The sequence below is a fragment of the Kribbella swartbergensis genome, from assembly GCF_054784135.1.
Map to the genome: position 1 here is coordinate 255,987 of NZ_BAAGPM010000022.1, position 14,794 is coordinate 270,780.

Here is a 14,794-nt window from a genome sequence, read left to right on the forward strand (position 1 = left end):
TCAGTCCTCTGCGGTCAGCGCGGCCAGGTCCGCGTTGACCATGATCCGGACCAGCTCGGGCACGTGGACCTGGGCTTTCCAGCCGAGCTCGGTGGTGGCTTTCGAGGCGTCGCCGATCAGCGAGTCCACCTCGGTCGGGCGTTCGTACCGCGCGTCGTAGTCGACGTGGGCCTCCCAGTCCAGGCCGACGTGCTCGAAGGCGAGCGAGACGAAGTCGCGGACCGAGTACGACGTACCGGTGGCGATCACGTAGTCGGCCGGGGTGTCGTGCTGCAGCATCCGCCACATGCCCTCGACGTACTCCGGTGCGTAGCCCCAGTCCCGGCAGGCGGCCAGGTTGCCGAGGTACAGCCGCTGTTCGAGGCCGAGCTTGATCCGGGCGACCGCGCGGGTGATCTTGCGGGTCACGAAGGTCTCGCCGCGCCGCGGGCTCTCGTGGTTGAACAGGATCCCGTTCACCGCGAACATGTCGTACGCCTCGCGGTAGTTGCGGGTCATCCAGTAGCTGTACAGCTTCGCCGCGCCGTACGGCGACCGCGGGTAGAACGGGGTCTCCTCGTTCTGCGGCGGCGGGGTCGCGCCGAACATCTCCGACGAGCTGGCCTGGTAGAACCGGCAGTCCAGGCCGATCATCCGGATCGCCTCGAGCAACCGCGTCGTCCCCATGCCGGTGGTGTCACCGGTGTACTCCGGCTCGTCGAACGACACCCGGACGTGGCTCTGCGCGGCCAGGTGATACACCTCGTCGGGCTGGATCGACGCCAGCAGCGTGACGAGGCGCGACCCGTCGGTCAGGTCGCCGTAGTGCAGGTACAGCCGCTTGTCCTCGGCATGCGGGTCCTCGTACAGGTGGTCGATCCGCCGCGTGTTGAACGTCGAGGCGCGACGGATCAGCCCGTGCACCTCGTAGCCCTTGGCCAGCAGCAACTCGGCCAGGTACGACCCGTCCTGCCCGGTGATCCCGGTGACGAACGCCTTCTTCACGATGCCTGCTCCCGCTGCGACTGGTACCAGGCGTACGTGGCGGCGACACCGTCTTCGAGGTCGATGGACGGCTTCCAGCCGAGCGCGTTCAGCCGGCTCACGTCGAGCAGCTTGCGCGGTGTGCCGTCCGGTTTGGACAGATCGTTGCTGATGGCACCTGTATAGCCGACGACCCGCGCGACGAGCTCGGCCAGCTCGCGGATCGTCACGTCCGCGGCGACGCCGACGTTGATCGGCTCGGGTTCGTCATAGTGCTCCAGCAGGTGCAGACACGCGTCGGCCAGGTCGTCCACATGCAGGAACTCGCGCCGCGGCGTACCGCTCCCCCACAGCACCACCTCGGGCGCACCGGACAACTTGGCGTCGTGGAACCGCCGGATCAGCGCCGGCAGCACGTGCGAGCTGGTCAGGTCGAAGTTGTCGTTCGGCCCGTACAGGTTGGTCGGCATCGCCGAGATCCACCGCAGTCCGTACTGCCTGCGCACGGCTTGGACCTGCATGATGCCGGCGATCTTGGCGATCGCGTACGCGTCGTTGGTCGGCTCGAGTTCACCGGTCAGCAGACTCGACTCGCGGATCGGCTGTTCGGCGTACTTCGGGTAGATGCACGACGAGCCGAGGAACAGCAGTCGCGGCGTGCGGACCTCGAGCGCGGCGTCCATCAGGTTCACCTGGATGCGCAGGTTGTCGCTGAGGAACTCGGTCGGGTGGTCCCGGTTCGCCAGGATGCCGCCGACCCGGGCCGCGGCGTCGATCACCACGGCCGGGCGGTGTTCGCGCAGGTAGGCGAACGTGGCAGCCCGGTCCCGCAGGTCCAGCTCGGCCGACGAGGCGCCGATCAGGTGGGTGTATCCGGCCGCCTCCAGGCGGCGCCAGATCGCCGAGCCGACCAGGCCGCGATGGCCGGCGACGTAGACGGGGGCATGAAGGTCCATCAATACGCTCCTGCGCCGTAGATCACCGCGCGCACGGTCTTCCAGAGGATCAGCAGATCGAGGGTCATCGACCAGTTGTCGACGTACCGCAGGTCCAGCCGGACCGACTCGTCCCAGGACAGGTCGCTGCGGCCGCTCACCTGCCACAGGCCGGTGATGCCGGGTTTGACCAGCATCCGCCGCGAGTCGTCGGCGGCGTACAGCGCGACCTCCTCGGACAGCGGCGGCCGCGGGCCGACCAGCGACATGTCGCCGCGCAGCACGTTGAACAGTTGCGGCAGTTCGTCCAGCGAGAACCGGCGGATCCACCGGCCGAGCGGCGTCATCCGCGGGTCGTCGCGCATCTTGAAGTGCACGCCGTTGCCGTCGCTCAGCGCGTACAGGTCGCCGAGTCGCTGTTCGGCGTCGGCGTACATGCTGCGGAACTTCAGCATGGTGAACTCGACCCCGGCGCGCCCGACCCGCTGCTGGCGGAACAGCACCGGACCGGGGCTGGTCAGCCGGACGGCGACGGCCAGACCGAGCAGCACCGGGGCGAGCAGGACGATGAGCCCGAGCGCGAGAACCCGGTCGAAGACGGCCTTCATCAGGTGCGGCCCGCCGCTCACCGACGGGCGCTCCAGATGCAGCAGGGAGAGGCCGGCCACCGGGCGGACGGAGATCCGCGGGCCGGCGACCTCGATGATGCCGGGTGACACGATCAGCTCGATACCGCGCTGCTCCAGCGCCCACGACAACCGGCGCAGCGACTGCCCGGCGAGCTCCGGGTCGGTCGCGATCGCCACCACTTCCACCGCGTGCCGATCGGCGGCGGCGAGGATGTCGGGCTCGTCGAACTCGTCCGCCTGCAAGGGCCCGGCCGAGTTCGCGTCGCCGCGCGGACGGCAGGTCGCCACCACCCGGAAGCCGTCGGTCGGCCGGCTCTCGAGGTGCTCACACAAGGTCGCGGCCGGGCCGCTGCGCCCAACCACGAGAACCCGGTGCATGCAGCGACCCCGGACCCGGTGCCGGTGCAGGTCCTTCCGCAGCGCATACCGCAGTACCAGCGCCGATCCCACCATCACGGGGATCGCCAGTACGACGAAGCCGCGCGCGATCTCGGTCCTGGTGACGTACGACGCCATCGCGACGGCCGCGGTGAGACCGACACCGGACCGCAGCAACGACCGGAACTCGTCGGGACCGGCGCCGAAGTAGCGGGAGTCGTAACCCTTCGACAGGGCGACCGCACCCACCCAGGCCAGCGGCAGCACACTGCTGACGATCAGATAGCCGCTGCCGACGTGGTAACCGAACCGGGTCAGCAGAGCGATCGAGACACCGAGCATCGCGGCGAGCAGGTCGCCGCCGACGGCGGCCCAGCGGTAGACGCCGACCCAGCGCGGCTCGGTCGATCGCGACGGCAGCGGGACGATCGCGGGCACCTCGTGCGGCACCACCCAGAGCGGCCGGCGACCGTCGATGGCGTCAGGCGCCTCTGCTCCGCTCACTCCGACCTCTCGTCTCGCGCTGCCACCGCGGGGTCACGGTCAGTGTCCGCCGCAGTCTGCAGTCTTCCCCTCGTACTGTCAAACGGAGATCGCCACCCGAGGTGACGGCACAATTGCGTTACCCGAGAATCCTCAGGAATTCACCCCACCGTCGGCGGTGCGAGATCGCAGGGTACTACGGGCGAGGTCCGCCGGCGCCGATGACTCGAGCACTCTTGGCTAGAATCTGCGCCAGGGGTGGGGGGTATGAGCAGAGCCGACGACGAGCCTGCGCGCACAGAGGTCCGGCCGGCCGTCGTGGCCGCGGTACGGCGGTCCGCGGTGCCGCTGATGGCGCTCGGACTTGTCCTGATCGCCGTACCCGCGCTGGTCTACTCCGGCGCCACCCGGGCGGGGCGGCTGGACCGGTGGATGCAGTCGGTCGTCGACCACACGCCACCCGGCGCGTACGACGCCACCCTTGCGGTCGACTGGCTGGGTGAGCCGGTGGGTCGAGCCGTCCTGGTTCTCGCCACCGCGGCGTTGTGCCTGGTCCTGGGACGCCGTGCGCTGGCGATGACCGCGGTGGCCGCCTCGATCCTCGTCGGTGTCCTGACGACAGGCCTGAAACCCCTCGTCGACCGCCGGATCCACGAGGGGTTCCTGTCCTACCCCAGCGGCCACACCGCCGCGCTCGCCGCCGTCGGAGTGGTCCTGGGTCTGTTACTGGTCGACCTGCTGCACGCCGGCCCGATCCTCGGTACGGCGATCGTCCTCGTCGCCGGCCTGATCGGTGGGGCCTTGATGGCGTGGGCGCAGATCGCCCTGATGGCGCACTACCCCACCGACACGGTCGGTGGGGTAGGTTGCGCTCTTCTCGTCGTCCCGGCGACCGGGCTGCTGATCGACCGCCTACGCTGACTCAGGCGACGTCGTCGTGTTACACGTAGCGGCGGAACACCGGCTTGACCGGTCGTCCGCCCATCGCCTCCCCCGGATCACCGGCGTCGAGCGCCTGCCGATACACCTCGCAGGCACCGGCGACGACGTCCACGGTGTGCGCGATGTCCTCGTCGGTCAGCGCCGCGCTCACCACGAACGACGGGCCGATCACGCCACCGAGGATGAGTTGCCGCAGAAACAACGTGCGGTACTCCTGCGACGGCTTCAGTTGTTCGTCGAGCGTCGCGAACACCAGGTTGCTCGCCCGTCCCCGGACGACGACGTGATCCTCGACGCCGGCCGCGGCGGCCACCTCACGGACACCGGCGGCGAGCTTGTCGCCGAGCTCGTGCAGCCGGGCCGCGATGCCCTCCTCGGCGTAGACGTCCATCACCGCGATCGCCGCGGCGAGCGCGTGGGTCTCGGCACCGTGGGTGGTGGACAGCAGGAACACCCGTTCGTGGTCGTCGCGCAGGCCGCCGCGCTCCATCAGTTCGCGCTTGCCCGCCAGCGCCGACACGGCGAACCCGTTGCCCAGGGCCTTCCCGAACGTGGACAGGTCGGGTGTCACGCCGTACAGGCCCTGCGCGCCGGCCTCGGAGAAGCGGAAGCCGGTGATCATCTCGTCGAAGATCAGCAGGGCGCCGTACCGGTGGGCGAGGTCGCGGAGTGCTTCCAGGTATCCCGCCGGCGGATCGTGCTGGGTGGCCGCCTCCAGGATCAGGCAGGCGATCTGCCCGTCGTGGCGGGTCAGCAGTTCCTCGGTCGCGGCCAGGTCGCCGTACGGGAAGGCCACCGTCAGGTCGCCGATCTCGCCGGGAATGCCGGCCGACATCGGCGTCCGGGAGATGAACCAGTCGTCGATCGAGAAGAACGCGTGGTCGGCGCAGATCGCGACCAGCGGCCGGCCGGTGACCGCACGGGCCAGCTTCACCGCGGCGGTGGTGGCGTCCGAGCCGTTCTTGGCGAACTTCACCATCTCGGCCGTCGGCACCGACGCCAGGAAGCGTTCGGCGGCCTCGAGTTCGACGATGCTCGGGCGGACGAAGTTGTTGCCGCGGTCGAGTTCACGGCGGACCGCCTCGAGCACCTTCGGGTGCCGGTGGCCGAGACTCACCGCGCGCAGGCCGGAGCCGTACTCGATGAACTCGTTGCCGTCGACGTCCCAGACGTGTGCCCCGTCGCCGCGGGCGATCACCGGCGCCATGTCCTCGGGGTACTGGTCCTCACCCTTGGCGTAGGTGTGCGCGCCGCCGGGGATCAGGTCGTGCAGCCGTTTGTTGGCCGCGACGGAGTTGCCGAAGGTCTTGGTCATGAGAGCCTCGCAGTGGCCAGGGCCAGCGACGGTGCGGCCTTGTCCCGGTCGGAGATCAGCGTGACCGGCAGCGGCCACGGGATGGCGAGGTCCGGATCGTCGTACGCGATCGACACGTCCTCGGAGGGGTCGTGCTCCCGGTCGATCCGGTACGACACGTCGGCCGGCTCGGTGAGCGCCTGGAACCCGTGTGCGCAACCGGCCGGCACGTACACGGTCACCTGGTTGTCGCCGGTCAGGTCGAACGTCTCGATGTTCCGGTACGTCGGCGAGCCGGGACGCAGGTCGACGACCACGTCGTACACGGCGCCGTAGGAACAGCGGACGAGTTTGGCCTCGCCGGCCCCGGACCGGACGTGCATCCCGCGGACGACCCCGCGTCTCGAGCGGGAGATGCTGTCCTGGACGAACGCGTCCGGGTCGAGGCCGGCTGCCTTCACCACGTCGCGGTCGAACGTCCGCGAGAAGAACCCGCGTTCGTCGGCATGCGGAGTCGGCCGGAACAGCAGTGCGCCGGCGATCCCCGGGACCTCGATGACTTCCATCGTCACTCCCCCTGCTCGATGTCCACCGCGACGCGCGGCGCCGTGCCGGCCCCGAACAACGCCGCGGACAGTACGTCGTACTGCCGCTCGAGTGCCTCGGCGTACTCGGCGTTCCTGGCTCGCAGGGCCGGCACGACCGAGGACGCGCGGGCCTCGAGCGCCCGGAACTGGTCGATCAGCCGCGGTACGTCGAGGCTCTGGATCGGCTGCCGGAACTCGGCCAGCCGCATCTGCTCCATCACGACGTCGCTCTTCGTCCCGTAGCTGATCGAGATGGTCGGCTTCGCCAGCTTCAGCGCCGACAGCACGTTGTGGTACCTCGACGCGACCACCAGATCGACCCCGGCCAGCTGCTGCATCAGTTCACCGAGCGACTCGGCCGGCTCGTCGATCAGCCGCTCCTCGACCAGCTCCGGCCGGGTTCGGCGCAGGTCGTCGTACACCGCCTCGACCACGGACCGGTCGGACGGGTCGCCGGTGACGAGCCTGACGCGGTAACCCGCGTCCACCAGCCATCTGGCGAACTCGACGATCTTGGCGGTGTACTCCGCGTAGATCTCGTCCGCCCGGGCGCGGTCGGCGTTCGTGCCGTGGTACGCCATCACTCCAAGGCCGACAGTGCGGTGCTGGTTGTCGACGGCAACGGGCTCCGGCAAGGCGAAGGCGAGATCCGGGTAGACCTCGTCCCGGCTGGTGTCGAGACCCATCGTCCGCATCGCGTCCCGGGAGTACTCGTCCCGATAGGAGCGGTACGACGCCAGTCGCGCGGCCCCCGTGAACAGCCGGCGGATCGAGCGTTCGCGCGCCACGTTCGCGCCCACGTTCACGAACGCGGTCCTCGCGCCGGTCAGCCGCGCGGACAGCGACATCAGGAACAGTGCGTACGGCCAGCCCCACGGCCGCAGCTCCAGCGTGGTCTCGAAGACTCCCATGCCGGGCACGATCACCACGTCGTACCGGCGCAGCAGCAGCGGCATCCGCACCACGTCCGCCGCCTTGCCGAATACCTTGAGGGCCACGGACTCGAGCCGGTTGCGGCCCGGGCCGTGCTGCTGATACCAGGCGATGGCGACCGACGGGATGCCGTACTGCCGCTCCAGTTCCTCCGGCCCGGCGCACACGCAGCTGATCTCCGCCTCCGGATGCCTGGTCCGGACGAAGGTCAGCATCGCGTCGAGCGAGCCGTGGTTGCCGAGGTTGCCGGATCCGAGCAGACCGAAGAAGGCGACCCGCGGCGGCCTTCCTGCGCTGTCCATGCCTACAAGTCCTCCCGGCGGCCGGCGACCTCGGAGGTGTCCGGGATCGCGGTGGGCGGCGACGCCGGCGCGGTGTCCTCGATCCGGCCGGTCGAGCGGCGTACCGCACGGCTGGCCATCCAGCGCAGCAGGTGGCCGTAGCACTCGCGCCGGTCGGCGGCAGACAGCGGCGCACGCTGGATCCCGCCGACGAAGCCGCCGACGTACTCGGCCAGCAGCCGGGCGGTCGGGTGCCACAGCCGGCTGGCCCGGCGCGGCTCCATGTTCGCCGACCGGGAGCGGATGGTCGGTTTGGCCCGCTCGGCCCGGTCCGGGTGGTCCCGGCGGAAGAACAGCAGTTCGGGCACCTGGTGGAACCGTCCGTACAGCGCCAGCTCGGCCATGATCGTCCGGTCGGAGTGGTGGTAGCTGCCGTTCAGCGGCGTACGGCGCAGGATGTCGGAGCGCATCACGCCGTAGAAGTCGTCACCGCCGACGTCGAACAGCAGACTGCGGAACCGGTCCGGTGCGTGCGGATTGGCGGTGTCGAGCGGATAGTCGACCTTCAGCACGATGTCGCCGGCACCGTCGATGATGGCCTGGTGGGCGTGCGCGAGCACCAGGTACGGGTCGTCGTCGAGTGCCTCGATGCACCGCTTCAACAGGTCCCGGCTGTAGAGATCGTCGTACGACGCCCACTTGAACAGCTCGGTTGCGGACTGCTCGAAGCAGTAGTTGTGGTTCGGCGTGGCGCCGATGTTGACCGGCTGCCGGAAGTAACTGATCCGCGAGTCCTTCGCCAGGTACTCGCGGCAGATCTCCTCGGTGGCGTCGGTCGACGCGTTGTCGGAGATGATCAGCCGGAAGTCGCCGTAGCTCTGTCCGAGCAGAGCGTCCAGGGACTCGGTCAGGTACTTCTCCCCGTTGTAGACCGGCAGGCCGATGCTCAGCCGCGGAACGGCGTTCATGTGCTCCTCATTTCAGGAATGTCGTGCCGGCCGGTCGCTCCGACCGGCTCCACTTCCAGCTCGTCGCGGCGCTCCCTGATGCCGACCCGAAGGGTCCACCACCAGACGAAGGCGCTGGCGAACGTCGCGCCCGCGGCTCCCCACGCCGAGCCGAGCGCACCGCCCACCGCGCCACCGGTGATCCCGCCGACCAGGTAGAACGCGGCGGCCCAGAGTTGGGCCTTGAGACTGCGCCGGGCCACGCCGAGCGCCCGCAGGCCGGCCGCGGCACCGGTGTTGAAGCCGGCGTGCATCACCGACAAGGTTGTCGGCAGCACCAACGCCGACGCGGTCAGCCAGACCTCGCCGAGCACCGCGTGGCCCCAGGCGTCCGGCAGGGCAAGCAGCAGGAGCAGTCCCCAGGCCAGCGCCGCCACAGCCTGGGCACCTCCGAGCAGCAGGCAGAACACGCCGAGTGCCCGCACCGATCGACGGAGCATCCTCGCCGCCTCCGGCACCGCGACCAGCCCGACGCCCGAGAGCACGATGAAGAACGGCCCCAGCAACATCTCCGCGCCACGGACCGTGCCGACCGCGGCGACGCCTGCGAACGCCCCGAGTCCGTACATCCGGAGCTGATAGGCGCTGCTGATGGTCAGGTTCTCGGCCAGGTACCGCAGGCCCAGATCACGGTGCTCGAGCAGCCAGCGCCGCGCCTGGGACACCCGTGGCACGACACCGGCCTGCACACCGCTCACGAGCGCCGCGAGCACCCCCGCACCGCCCCAGGCCAGCACGAACCTGGTGACGCTGGGCTCGCGGGACGCCAGGTACAGCAACGGCACCAGGGTGACTGCCCAGGTGATGTCGCTGACGAACGCCTTGCCGCCCTGCCCCGACGCGAAGAACGCGAACCGCCAGCTGTCCTGCAGCATCAGCCCCGGCAAGACGATGCCCAAGGCAATGAATGCGACACCGGCCCGCCCGCCGAGCGACGCGCCGACGGCGGCGCAGATCAGGCCGGTGACGAGGCCGACCACGATCGCCATACCGGAGGATCTGGCCACCGCGGCCCGCCAGACCGGTCGCTCGACGCCACTGAACCGCACCGCCAGCGGATCGGTCGCCAGGCCGCGCGAGATGTTGACCGCCACGCCGTACGTCACCCAGGCCAGGCTGAACGCGCCGAACTCCAGCGCGCCCAGCGACCGTGCCACGACGATGCCCACCACGAAGCTCACCAGGCTCGTCACCGCCTGATCGGCGAGCCCCCAGGTGACGCGGCGCAGCACCCCTCGCATCGGTCAGCCCACGACTTCGTGCGGCTCGGGCAGCGGGACGAGGTACGTCGCACCCCAGCCGCCACCGGATTCGAGTTGGGAGATGACCTCGTCGGCGATGTCCCAGGTGAGCACCAGAACGACGTCCGGCCTGGCGGCCCGCAGTTCCTCGATCGGCCGGATCGGGACCCCACACCCACCGGGAATCCGGCGGCCGTGCTTGCCCGGTGCCGCGTCGACCGTGAACGGCAACAGGTCCGTGCCGACCTTGCTGAGGTCGAGCAACACGGGTGCCTTCGAGGGAGCGCCGTACCCGAGCACCGTCCGGCCGGCGGCCTTGTGGCGGGTCAGTTCGTCGTGCAGCGCACCGGCCGCGTGCCAGGCCGCGTCCTGCAGGCTGGCGAGCTGGACCTCGTCGGCGATGCCGGCCGCGTCCTCGTCCTCCTGCAGTACGGCGACCGACGCGTCCGGCTCGGCCTCGCCGGCGTGCCGCAGCATGACCATCAGGCTGCCGCCGAACATGTCGACCTGCTTGACCGACTCGACCGCCAGGCCGTGCAGGGCGGCGAGCCGGGTGACCGCACCGAGCGACAGGTACGACCAGTGGCCGTGCCGGATGGTGTCGAACTGGTTCCCGATGAACAGCGGCAGCAGGTGGTGGAACTCCAGCACCAGCAGGCCGCCCGGTGCCAGCCGGTCCGCGCGCAGCCTCATCATCTCGCCGACGGCCGGCTCATGCGCGATGCCGTGCACGTCGACCACGAGGTCGGCCTTCTCGCCGTCACCGGCCAGCCGGCAACCGGCGGCGTACAAGTGCTCGAGCCACGAACCGCCGTGGTGGCTGGCGAACTCGAACACCACCCCGCCGGTCAGCTCCGGGTAGTCCCGCAGCAGTTCCTTCACCGACGACTCGGCGTGCGCGATGCTCGTCGCGGACTCGACCGCCAGCGGCGGCTCGGGCAACTGCGGCTCGACCGGGCCGAGCTGGACCAGTGTGCAGTCACGGCACAGCCACAGCTCGAGCGGCCAGCGCGGATCCGGGCCGGGCGTTTCCGCGGTCGGGAAGTAGTCGGCACACGGCTGCGCACCGAGATCCACCACCGGTACGACGTTCTGCCCCGCGCACCCACGACAGTTGAAGCTCACTTGTCCCCCTCGGTCACCATGTCAACCTCGCTTTGGCCGTGGTGAACGCTTCGGCGTACTGCGCCCGGCACTCCATCCCGCGCAGCCGGGCCAGCCCGGCGAAGACCTCTTCGTCGAACCAGTCGTGCGCGACCTGGGACGGGTAGGCCTTGTGCAGCCGGGTGATCTTCTCCCGCAGCTGCTCCTCGGTCAGGTCGACGTACAGCCACGGCCGGCTGAAGTCTCCGTCCCACTTGGGGATCTCGTAGTGCAGCACCAGGTGGTCCCGCCACACCGTCGGCGCCAGTTCGGCGATCAGGCGGTGGTCCTGGTGCGCGTCGGTGCGGCTCGGCGCCAGCACCAGGTCGGGACGCCGGCCCCCCTCGGCCCGGCCCCCGCTCGCGGTTGCCTCGAGCAACTCCTTGGTCTCGTTCCAGTACGACGGCAGCCGGCCGTCGGGCAGGTCCGCCGAGGTGACGGTCACCTCGCACTCGGGCAGGAACAGTTCCGCGGCGCGGCGGGCCTCCTCGAGCCGGAGCGTGCTTCCGGTCGCGATGACGAACTCGGCGGTCAGCTCCGGGACCGACTCGGCCAGCTTGAGCAACGTGCCGCCGCAGCCGATCTCGATGTCGTCCGGATGAGCGCCCAGGGCCACCAGGTGGACCGGGCGCTCGATCAGGTCGAGCTGGAACGGCAGCATCAGATCGCCCTCACGACAGGCGCGTCGTCGCCCGGCGGCTCCAGGGCCTTGTCCAGCACCTGCGCACGCTGCTGGCGGGTGTCGTGGCTCCACAGCGCCCACGGCTTCTTGCCTGACCGGTACAGCTCCTCGAGCTGGCTGCGCTCTTTGAGCGTGTCCATCGGCGCCCAGAAGCCGTGGTGCGGGATCGCCTCCAGCTTGCGCATCGCGGACAGCCGCGGGAACGCGTCGCCGACGAGGTCCTCGTCCTCGTGCAGGACGTCGAAGATCTCCTTCTTGATCACGAAGTAGCCGCCGTTGATCCACATGTTCAGGTCGGCCGCCGAGCGCAGCCCGTTGATCCGGGCGTCGGCGCCGAACTCGACCACGTGGAAGGACGCCTGCGGCGGGACCGCGAGCAGGCTGGCGGTGACGTCGCTGGTCATCACGTGGTCGACGATCTTGTCCATCGGCGCGTCGGTCAGCACATCGCCGTAGTTGGCCAGGAAGGCGTCGTCGTCCTCCAGGTACGGCCGGACCCGGCGCAGGCGCTCGCCGATCGAGGTGTCGATGCCGGTGTCGACGAAGGTGATCTTCCACTCGCTGATATCGGAGTCGAGCAGCTCGATCCGCTGCCCGCCCTTGGTCATCACGAAGTCGTTCGAGACGGTCTCGTCGTACCGCAGGAAGTACTCCTTGACCGCCGAGCCGCCGAAGCCCAGGCACAGGATGAACTCGGTGTGCCCGAAGTGCGCGTAGTAGCGCATCACGTGCCACAGGACCGGCCGGTCGCCGATCGTCATCATCGGTTTCGGTGCGGAGTCCACCCCGCTGCGCATCCGCAGCCCGAACCCCCCACAGAAGATCACGACCTTCATTGCTTTCCCTCCCCCACAGACACGCTGTCGCGTCAGATCACTTCGAGGCGCGGGATGGGTACGACGAACTTCGCGCCCCACTCCCGTGCGTAGCCCAGCTGGTGCACGATCTCGTCGCGCAGGTTCCACGGCAGGATCACGATGTAGTCCGGGCGCGCCTCGGCCAGCCGCTCCGGCGGATGGATCGGGATGTGCGTACCGGGCAGGAACAGGCCGTGCTTGTGCGGACTGCGGTCGACTGTGAACGGCAGCAGGTCCTCACGGATGCCGCAGTGGTTCAGCAGCGTGTTCCCCTTGCCGGGAGCGCCGTACCCGGCGACGGACTTGCCGGCCCGGGCCGCCCCGACCAGGAACGACACCAAGTCGGCCTTGATCGCAAACACGTCCTTGGCGAACCCGGCGTGTCCCTCGACCGTGTGCAGCCCTGCGTCCTCTTCGTCCTTCAGGACCTTCAGCACTAGTTCTGAGGGCTCCCCCGCCGTCGCTGCAGGAGTATCCATCGGCTGCGACATCAGCCGCAGCGAACCGCCGTGGCTGACCAGCTCCTGGACGTCGACCACCTTCAGGCCGGCCTTCTCCAGTGCGGCCGCGGCGGTCTTCAAGGTCAGGTACGAGTAGTGCTCGTGGTAGATCGTGTCGTACTGGCGGCCTTCGATCAGCCGGAGCAGATGCGGGAACTCCAGCGACACCAGGCCGTCGTCCTTCACCAGCGCCCGCAGGCCCTTGGCGAAGTCGACGATGTCCGGCACGTGCGCGAACACGTTGTTGCCGACGACGAGGTCCGCCTTGCCGTGCCGCGCGGCCGCGTCCCGGCCGGTCTCCTCACCGAGGAAGTAGCTCTCGGTCCGGATGCCCTTCTCGTTGGCGATCGCGGCGATGTTCGCGGCCGGCTCGATGCCGAGCACCGGGATACCGAGCGCCACCGCGTGCTGCAGCAGGTAGCCGTCGTTGCTGGCGGCCTCGACGATCAGGCTCTCCGGGCCGAGCCCGAGGCGCTCCTGCATGTCGACGACGAACCGGCGGGCGTGCTCCACCCAGCTGGTCGAGTACGACGAGAAGTACAGGTAGTCGCTGAACACGTCGTCGGCCGCGACGTACGCCGGCAGCTGGACCAGCAGGCAGTTGTCACAGATGCGGACGTTCAGCGGGTAGAACGTCTCGCCGCTGTCGAGCTGGTCGGCCCGCAGGTAGCTCTCGCACGGCGGCGACATCCCCAGGTCGACGAACGTCCGGGTCAAAGGCTCGCCACAGAGGCGGCAGGCGACTGGCTCCCCCATCAGTGCTTCTCCTCGAAAAGTGCGTCCCCAGGACCTGGGAACTGGTCGTCGGTCAGCCGGCGCAGCTGGTCGTCGACCAGGCCCGCCGACAGCAGTTGCCGGATGCGGCGCAGCCGGACGAACTGCGCGGAGTCGAAGTCCGCCTGCGTCAGACCGTGCCGCTCGTAGGCGGCGGCGAGCTCGTCGACGCCCTTGCGTACCGTCCACTGCAGCCGCAGGTCCGGGAAGGTGTCGTCGAGCTTGCTGAAGTCGACCTTGTAGTTGCGCAGGTCCGGCCCGGCTCCCGCGGCGATCGACAGGGTCGAGCCCGGTACGGCGTCGCGGACCATCTCGGCGATGTCGCGGACCTGGACCACGTCCTCGGACCGGCCGACGTTGAACGCCTCGTCGTGGATCACGTCGCGGGGCGACTCGAGCACCGTCAGGAACGCCCGGCTGATGTCCTCGATGTGCACCAGCGGCCGCCACGGCGTGCCGTCGCTCTCCAGCCGGACCTGGCCGCTCGTCATCGCGATCGCGGTCAGATTGTTCACCACGATGTCGAGGCGCAGCCGGGTGGAGGCGCCGTACGCGGTGGCGTTGCGTAGGTAGGTCGGGCTGAAGTTGTCGTCGGCGAGCTTGGACAGTTCCTTCTCGGCCAGCGCCTTGGTCTCGCCGTACGGCGTGACCGGGAACAGCTCGGCGTCCTCGGCGACCGCTTCGGAGCCGGCCGCGCCGTACAGGCTGCAGGAGGAGGCGAACAGGAACCGCTCGACGCCGGCGTCCTTGGCCGCCTGGGCGACCCTGAGGGTGCCGTCCAGGTTGACCGAGTACGTCGCGTCGCGGTTCAGGTGGCCGAGCGGGTCGTTGGACAGCGCTGCCAGGCAGACGACGGCGTCGTACCCCTGCAGGTCGGCCGGGCCGACGTCACGCATGTCGCGCGGCCTGCGGGAGCCGATCGGGTCGGGCCCGCCGAGCAGGTCGCACCCCTCGTACAGCCCGGTGTCGAGCCCGTCGACCTGATGCCCCGCCGCCCGCAGAAACGGCACCATCACGGCCCCGATGTAACCGCGATCCCCGGTGACCAGAACCCTCATCCGCCCCACTCCTCCGCTCGGCTCCGTCGTCGCTACAACAGATCACCGAACCAAGCGCCTGATACATCCGGCCCGAATCCGATTCCGGAAGCCGGATGTATCAGCGC

At 69.6% G+C, this 14,794-nt stretch carries 14 protein-coding genes; 1 reads left to right on the forward strand and 13 read right to left on the reverse strand.

The window, feature by feature from the left end:
* Genes gmd through ACYVOK_RS19815 form a run of 3 tightly spaced genes read right to left on the reverse strand, consistent with a single transcriptional unit; the run spans position 1 to position 3,409 of the window.
* Entirely contained in the window at positions 1–984 is a 984-nt protein-coding gene (gene gmd, locus ACYVOK_RS19805) for a GDP-mannose 4,6-dehydratase (protein ID WP_460663952.1), read from the reverse strand.
* Complete coding sequence (locus ACYVOK_RS19810; RefSeq protein ID WP_460663953.1) at positions 981–1,919, reverse strand: GDP-L-fucose synthase family protein; 939 nt, start codon at positions 1,917–1,919, stop codon at positions 981–983. Before ACYVOK_RS19810 ends, gmd begins: the two co-directional genes overlap by 4 nt.
* On the reverse strand, positions 1,919–3,409 hold the full coding sequence (locus tag ACYVOK_RS19815) for a sugar transferase (protein ID WP_460663954.1): 1,491 nt from the start codon (positions 3,407–3,409) through the stop codon (positions 1,919–1,921). Before ACYVOK_RS19815 ends, ACYVOK_RS19810 begins: the two co-directional genes overlap by 1 nt.
* 246 nt (positions 3,410–3,655) lie before the next feature.
* Here ACYVOK_RS19815 and ACYVOK_RS19820 point away from each other — a divergent pair, with 246 nt between their 5' ends.
* Entirely contained in the window at positions 3,656–4,309 is a 654-nt protein-coding gene (locus ACYVOK_RS19820; protein WP_460663955.1) for a phosphatase PAP2 family protein, read from the forward strand.
* Positions 4,310–4,328: 19 nt separating this feature from the next.
* On the opposite strand, the gene ACYVOK_RS19825 is transcribed toward ACYVOK_RS19820, so the two are convergent.
* Genes ACYVOK_RS19825 through ACYVOK_RS19870 form a run of 10 tightly spaced genes read right to left on the reverse strand, consistent with a single transcriptional unit; the run spans position 4,329 to position 14,687 of the window.
* Positions 4,329–5,645 carry a glutamate-1-semialdehyde 2,1-aminomutase gene (locus tag ACYVOK_RS19825; protein ID WP_460663956.1) on the reverse strand — a complete coding sequence of 439 codons (1,317 nt, stop codon included), beginning with the start codon at positions 5,643–5,645 and terminating at the stop codon, positions 4,329–4,331.
* A complete protein-coding gene (locus ACYVOK_RS19830; RefSeq protein WP_460663957.1) occupies positions 5,642–6,190 on the reverse strand; it encodes a dTDP-4-dehydrorhamnose 3,5-epimerase family protein in 549 nt (182 codons plus the stop codon). Before ACYVOK_RS19830 ends, ACYVOK_RS19825 begins: the two co-directional genes overlap by 4 nt.
* 2 nt (positions 6,191–6,192) lie before the next feature.
* Positions 6,193–7,446, reverse strand: coding sequence for a polysaccharide pyruvyl transferase family protein (locus tag ACYVOK_RS19835; protein WP_460663958.1), 1,254 nt, complete (start codon positions 7,444–7,446; stop codon positions 6,193–6,195).
* A 2-nt stretch (positions 7,447–7,448) separates the two neighbouring features.
* Positions 7,449–8,393: a glycosyltransferase family 2 protein gene (locus ACYVOK_RS19840; RefSeq protein WP_460663959.1), complete on the reverse strand. Its 945-nt coding sequence runs from the start codon at positions 8,391–8,393 to the stop codon at positions 7,449–7,451.
* On the reverse strand, positions 8,390–9,673 hold the full coding sequence (locus ACYVOK_RS19845) for a hypothetical protein (RefSeq protein WP_460663960.1): 1,284 nt from the start codon (positions 9,671–9,673) through the stop codon (positions 8,390–8,392). Before ACYVOK_RS19845 ends, ACYVOK_RS19840 begins: the two co-directional genes overlap by 4 nt.
* 3 nt (positions 9,674–9,676) lie before the next feature.
* Complete coding sequence (locus ACYVOK_RS19850) at positions 9,677–10,798, reverse strand: class I SAM-dependent methyltransferase (protein ID WP_460663961.1); 1,122 nt, start codon at positions 10,796–10,798, stop codon at positions 9,677–9,679.
* Between the two features lie 13 nt (positions 10,799–10,811).
* On the reverse strand, positions 10,812–11,477 hold the full coding sequence (locus ACYVOK_RS19855) for a PIG-L deacetylase family protein (RefSeq protein WP_460663962.1): 666 nt from the start codon (positions 11,475–11,477) through the stop codon (positions 10,812–10,814).
* Positions 11,477–12,334: a glycosyltransferase family protein gene (locus ACYVOK_RS19860; protein WP_460663963.1), complete on the reverse strand. Its 858-nt coding sequence runs from the start codon at positions 12,332–12,334 to the stop codon at positions 11,477–11,479. The genes ACYVOK_RS19855 and ACYVOK_RS19860 overlap by 1 nt, the downstream gene beginning before the upstream one ends.
* Positions 12,335–12,366: 32 nt before the next feature.
* Positions 12,367–13,611, reverse strand: coding sequence for a class I SAM-dependent methyltransferase (locus ACYVOK_RS19865; protein WP_460663964.1), 1,245 nt, complete (start codon positions 13,609–13,611; stop codon positions 12,367–12,369).
* Positions 13,611–14,687 (reverse strand): NAD-dependent epimerase/dehydratase family protein, encoded by a 1,077-nt coding sequence (locus tag ACYVOK_RS19870; protein WP_460663965.1) that lies wholly within the window; start codon positions 14,685–14,687, stop codon positions 13,611–13,613. Before ACYVOK_RS19870 ends, ACYVOK_RS19865 begins: the two co-directional genes overlap by 1 nt.
* Between the last annotated feature and the right edge of the window lie 107 nt (positions 14,688–14,794).

Coding starts and splice junctions, on each gene's coding strand:
- ACYVOK_RS19830 (WP_460663957.1), bottom strand. CDS start 6,190: ATGGAAGTCATCGAGGTCCCGGGGATCGCCGGCGCACTGCTGTTCCGG.
- ACYVOK_RS19820 (WP_460663955.1), top strand. CDS start 3,656: ATGAGCAGAGCCGACGACGAGCCTGCGCGCACAGAGGTCCGGCCGGCC.
- ACYVOK_RS19855 (WP_460663962.1), bottom strand. CDS start 11,477: ATGCTGCCGTTCCAGCTCGACCTGATCGAGCGCCCGGTCCACCTGGTG.
- ACYVOK_RS19825 (WP_460663956.1), bottom strand. CDS start 5,645: ATGACCAAGACCTTCGGCAACTCCGTCGCGGCCAACAAACGGCTGCAC.
- ACYVOK_RS19860 (WP_460663963.1), bottom strand. CDS start 12,334: ATGAAGGTCGTGATCTTCTGTGGGGGGTTCGGGCTGCGGATGCGCAGC.
- ACYVOK_RS19840 (WP_460663959.1), bottom strand. CDS start 8,393: ATGAACGCCGTTCCGCGGCTGAGCATCGGCCTGCCGGTCTACAACGGG.
- ACYVOK_RS19865 (WP_460663964.1), bottom strand. CDS start 13,611: ATGGGGGAGCCAGTCGCCTGCCGCCTCTGTGGCGAGCCTTTGACCCGG.
- ACYVOK_RS19845 (WP_460663960.1), bottom strand. CDS start 9,673: ATGCGAGGGGTGCTGCGCCGCGTCACCTGGGGGCTCGCCGATCAGGCG.
- ACYVOK_RS19835 (WP_460663958.1), bottom strand. CDS start 7,446: ATGGACAGCGCAGGAAGGCCGCCGCGGGTCGCCTTCTTCGGTCTGCTC.
- ACYVOK_RS19810 (WP_460663953.1), bottom strand. CDS start 1,919: ATGGACCTTCATGCCCCCGTCTACGTCGCCGGCCATCGCGGCCTGGTC.
- ACYVOK_RS19870 (WP_460663965.1), bottom strand. CDS start 14,687: ATGAGGGTTCTGGTCACCGGGGATCGCGGTTACATCGGGGCCGTGATG.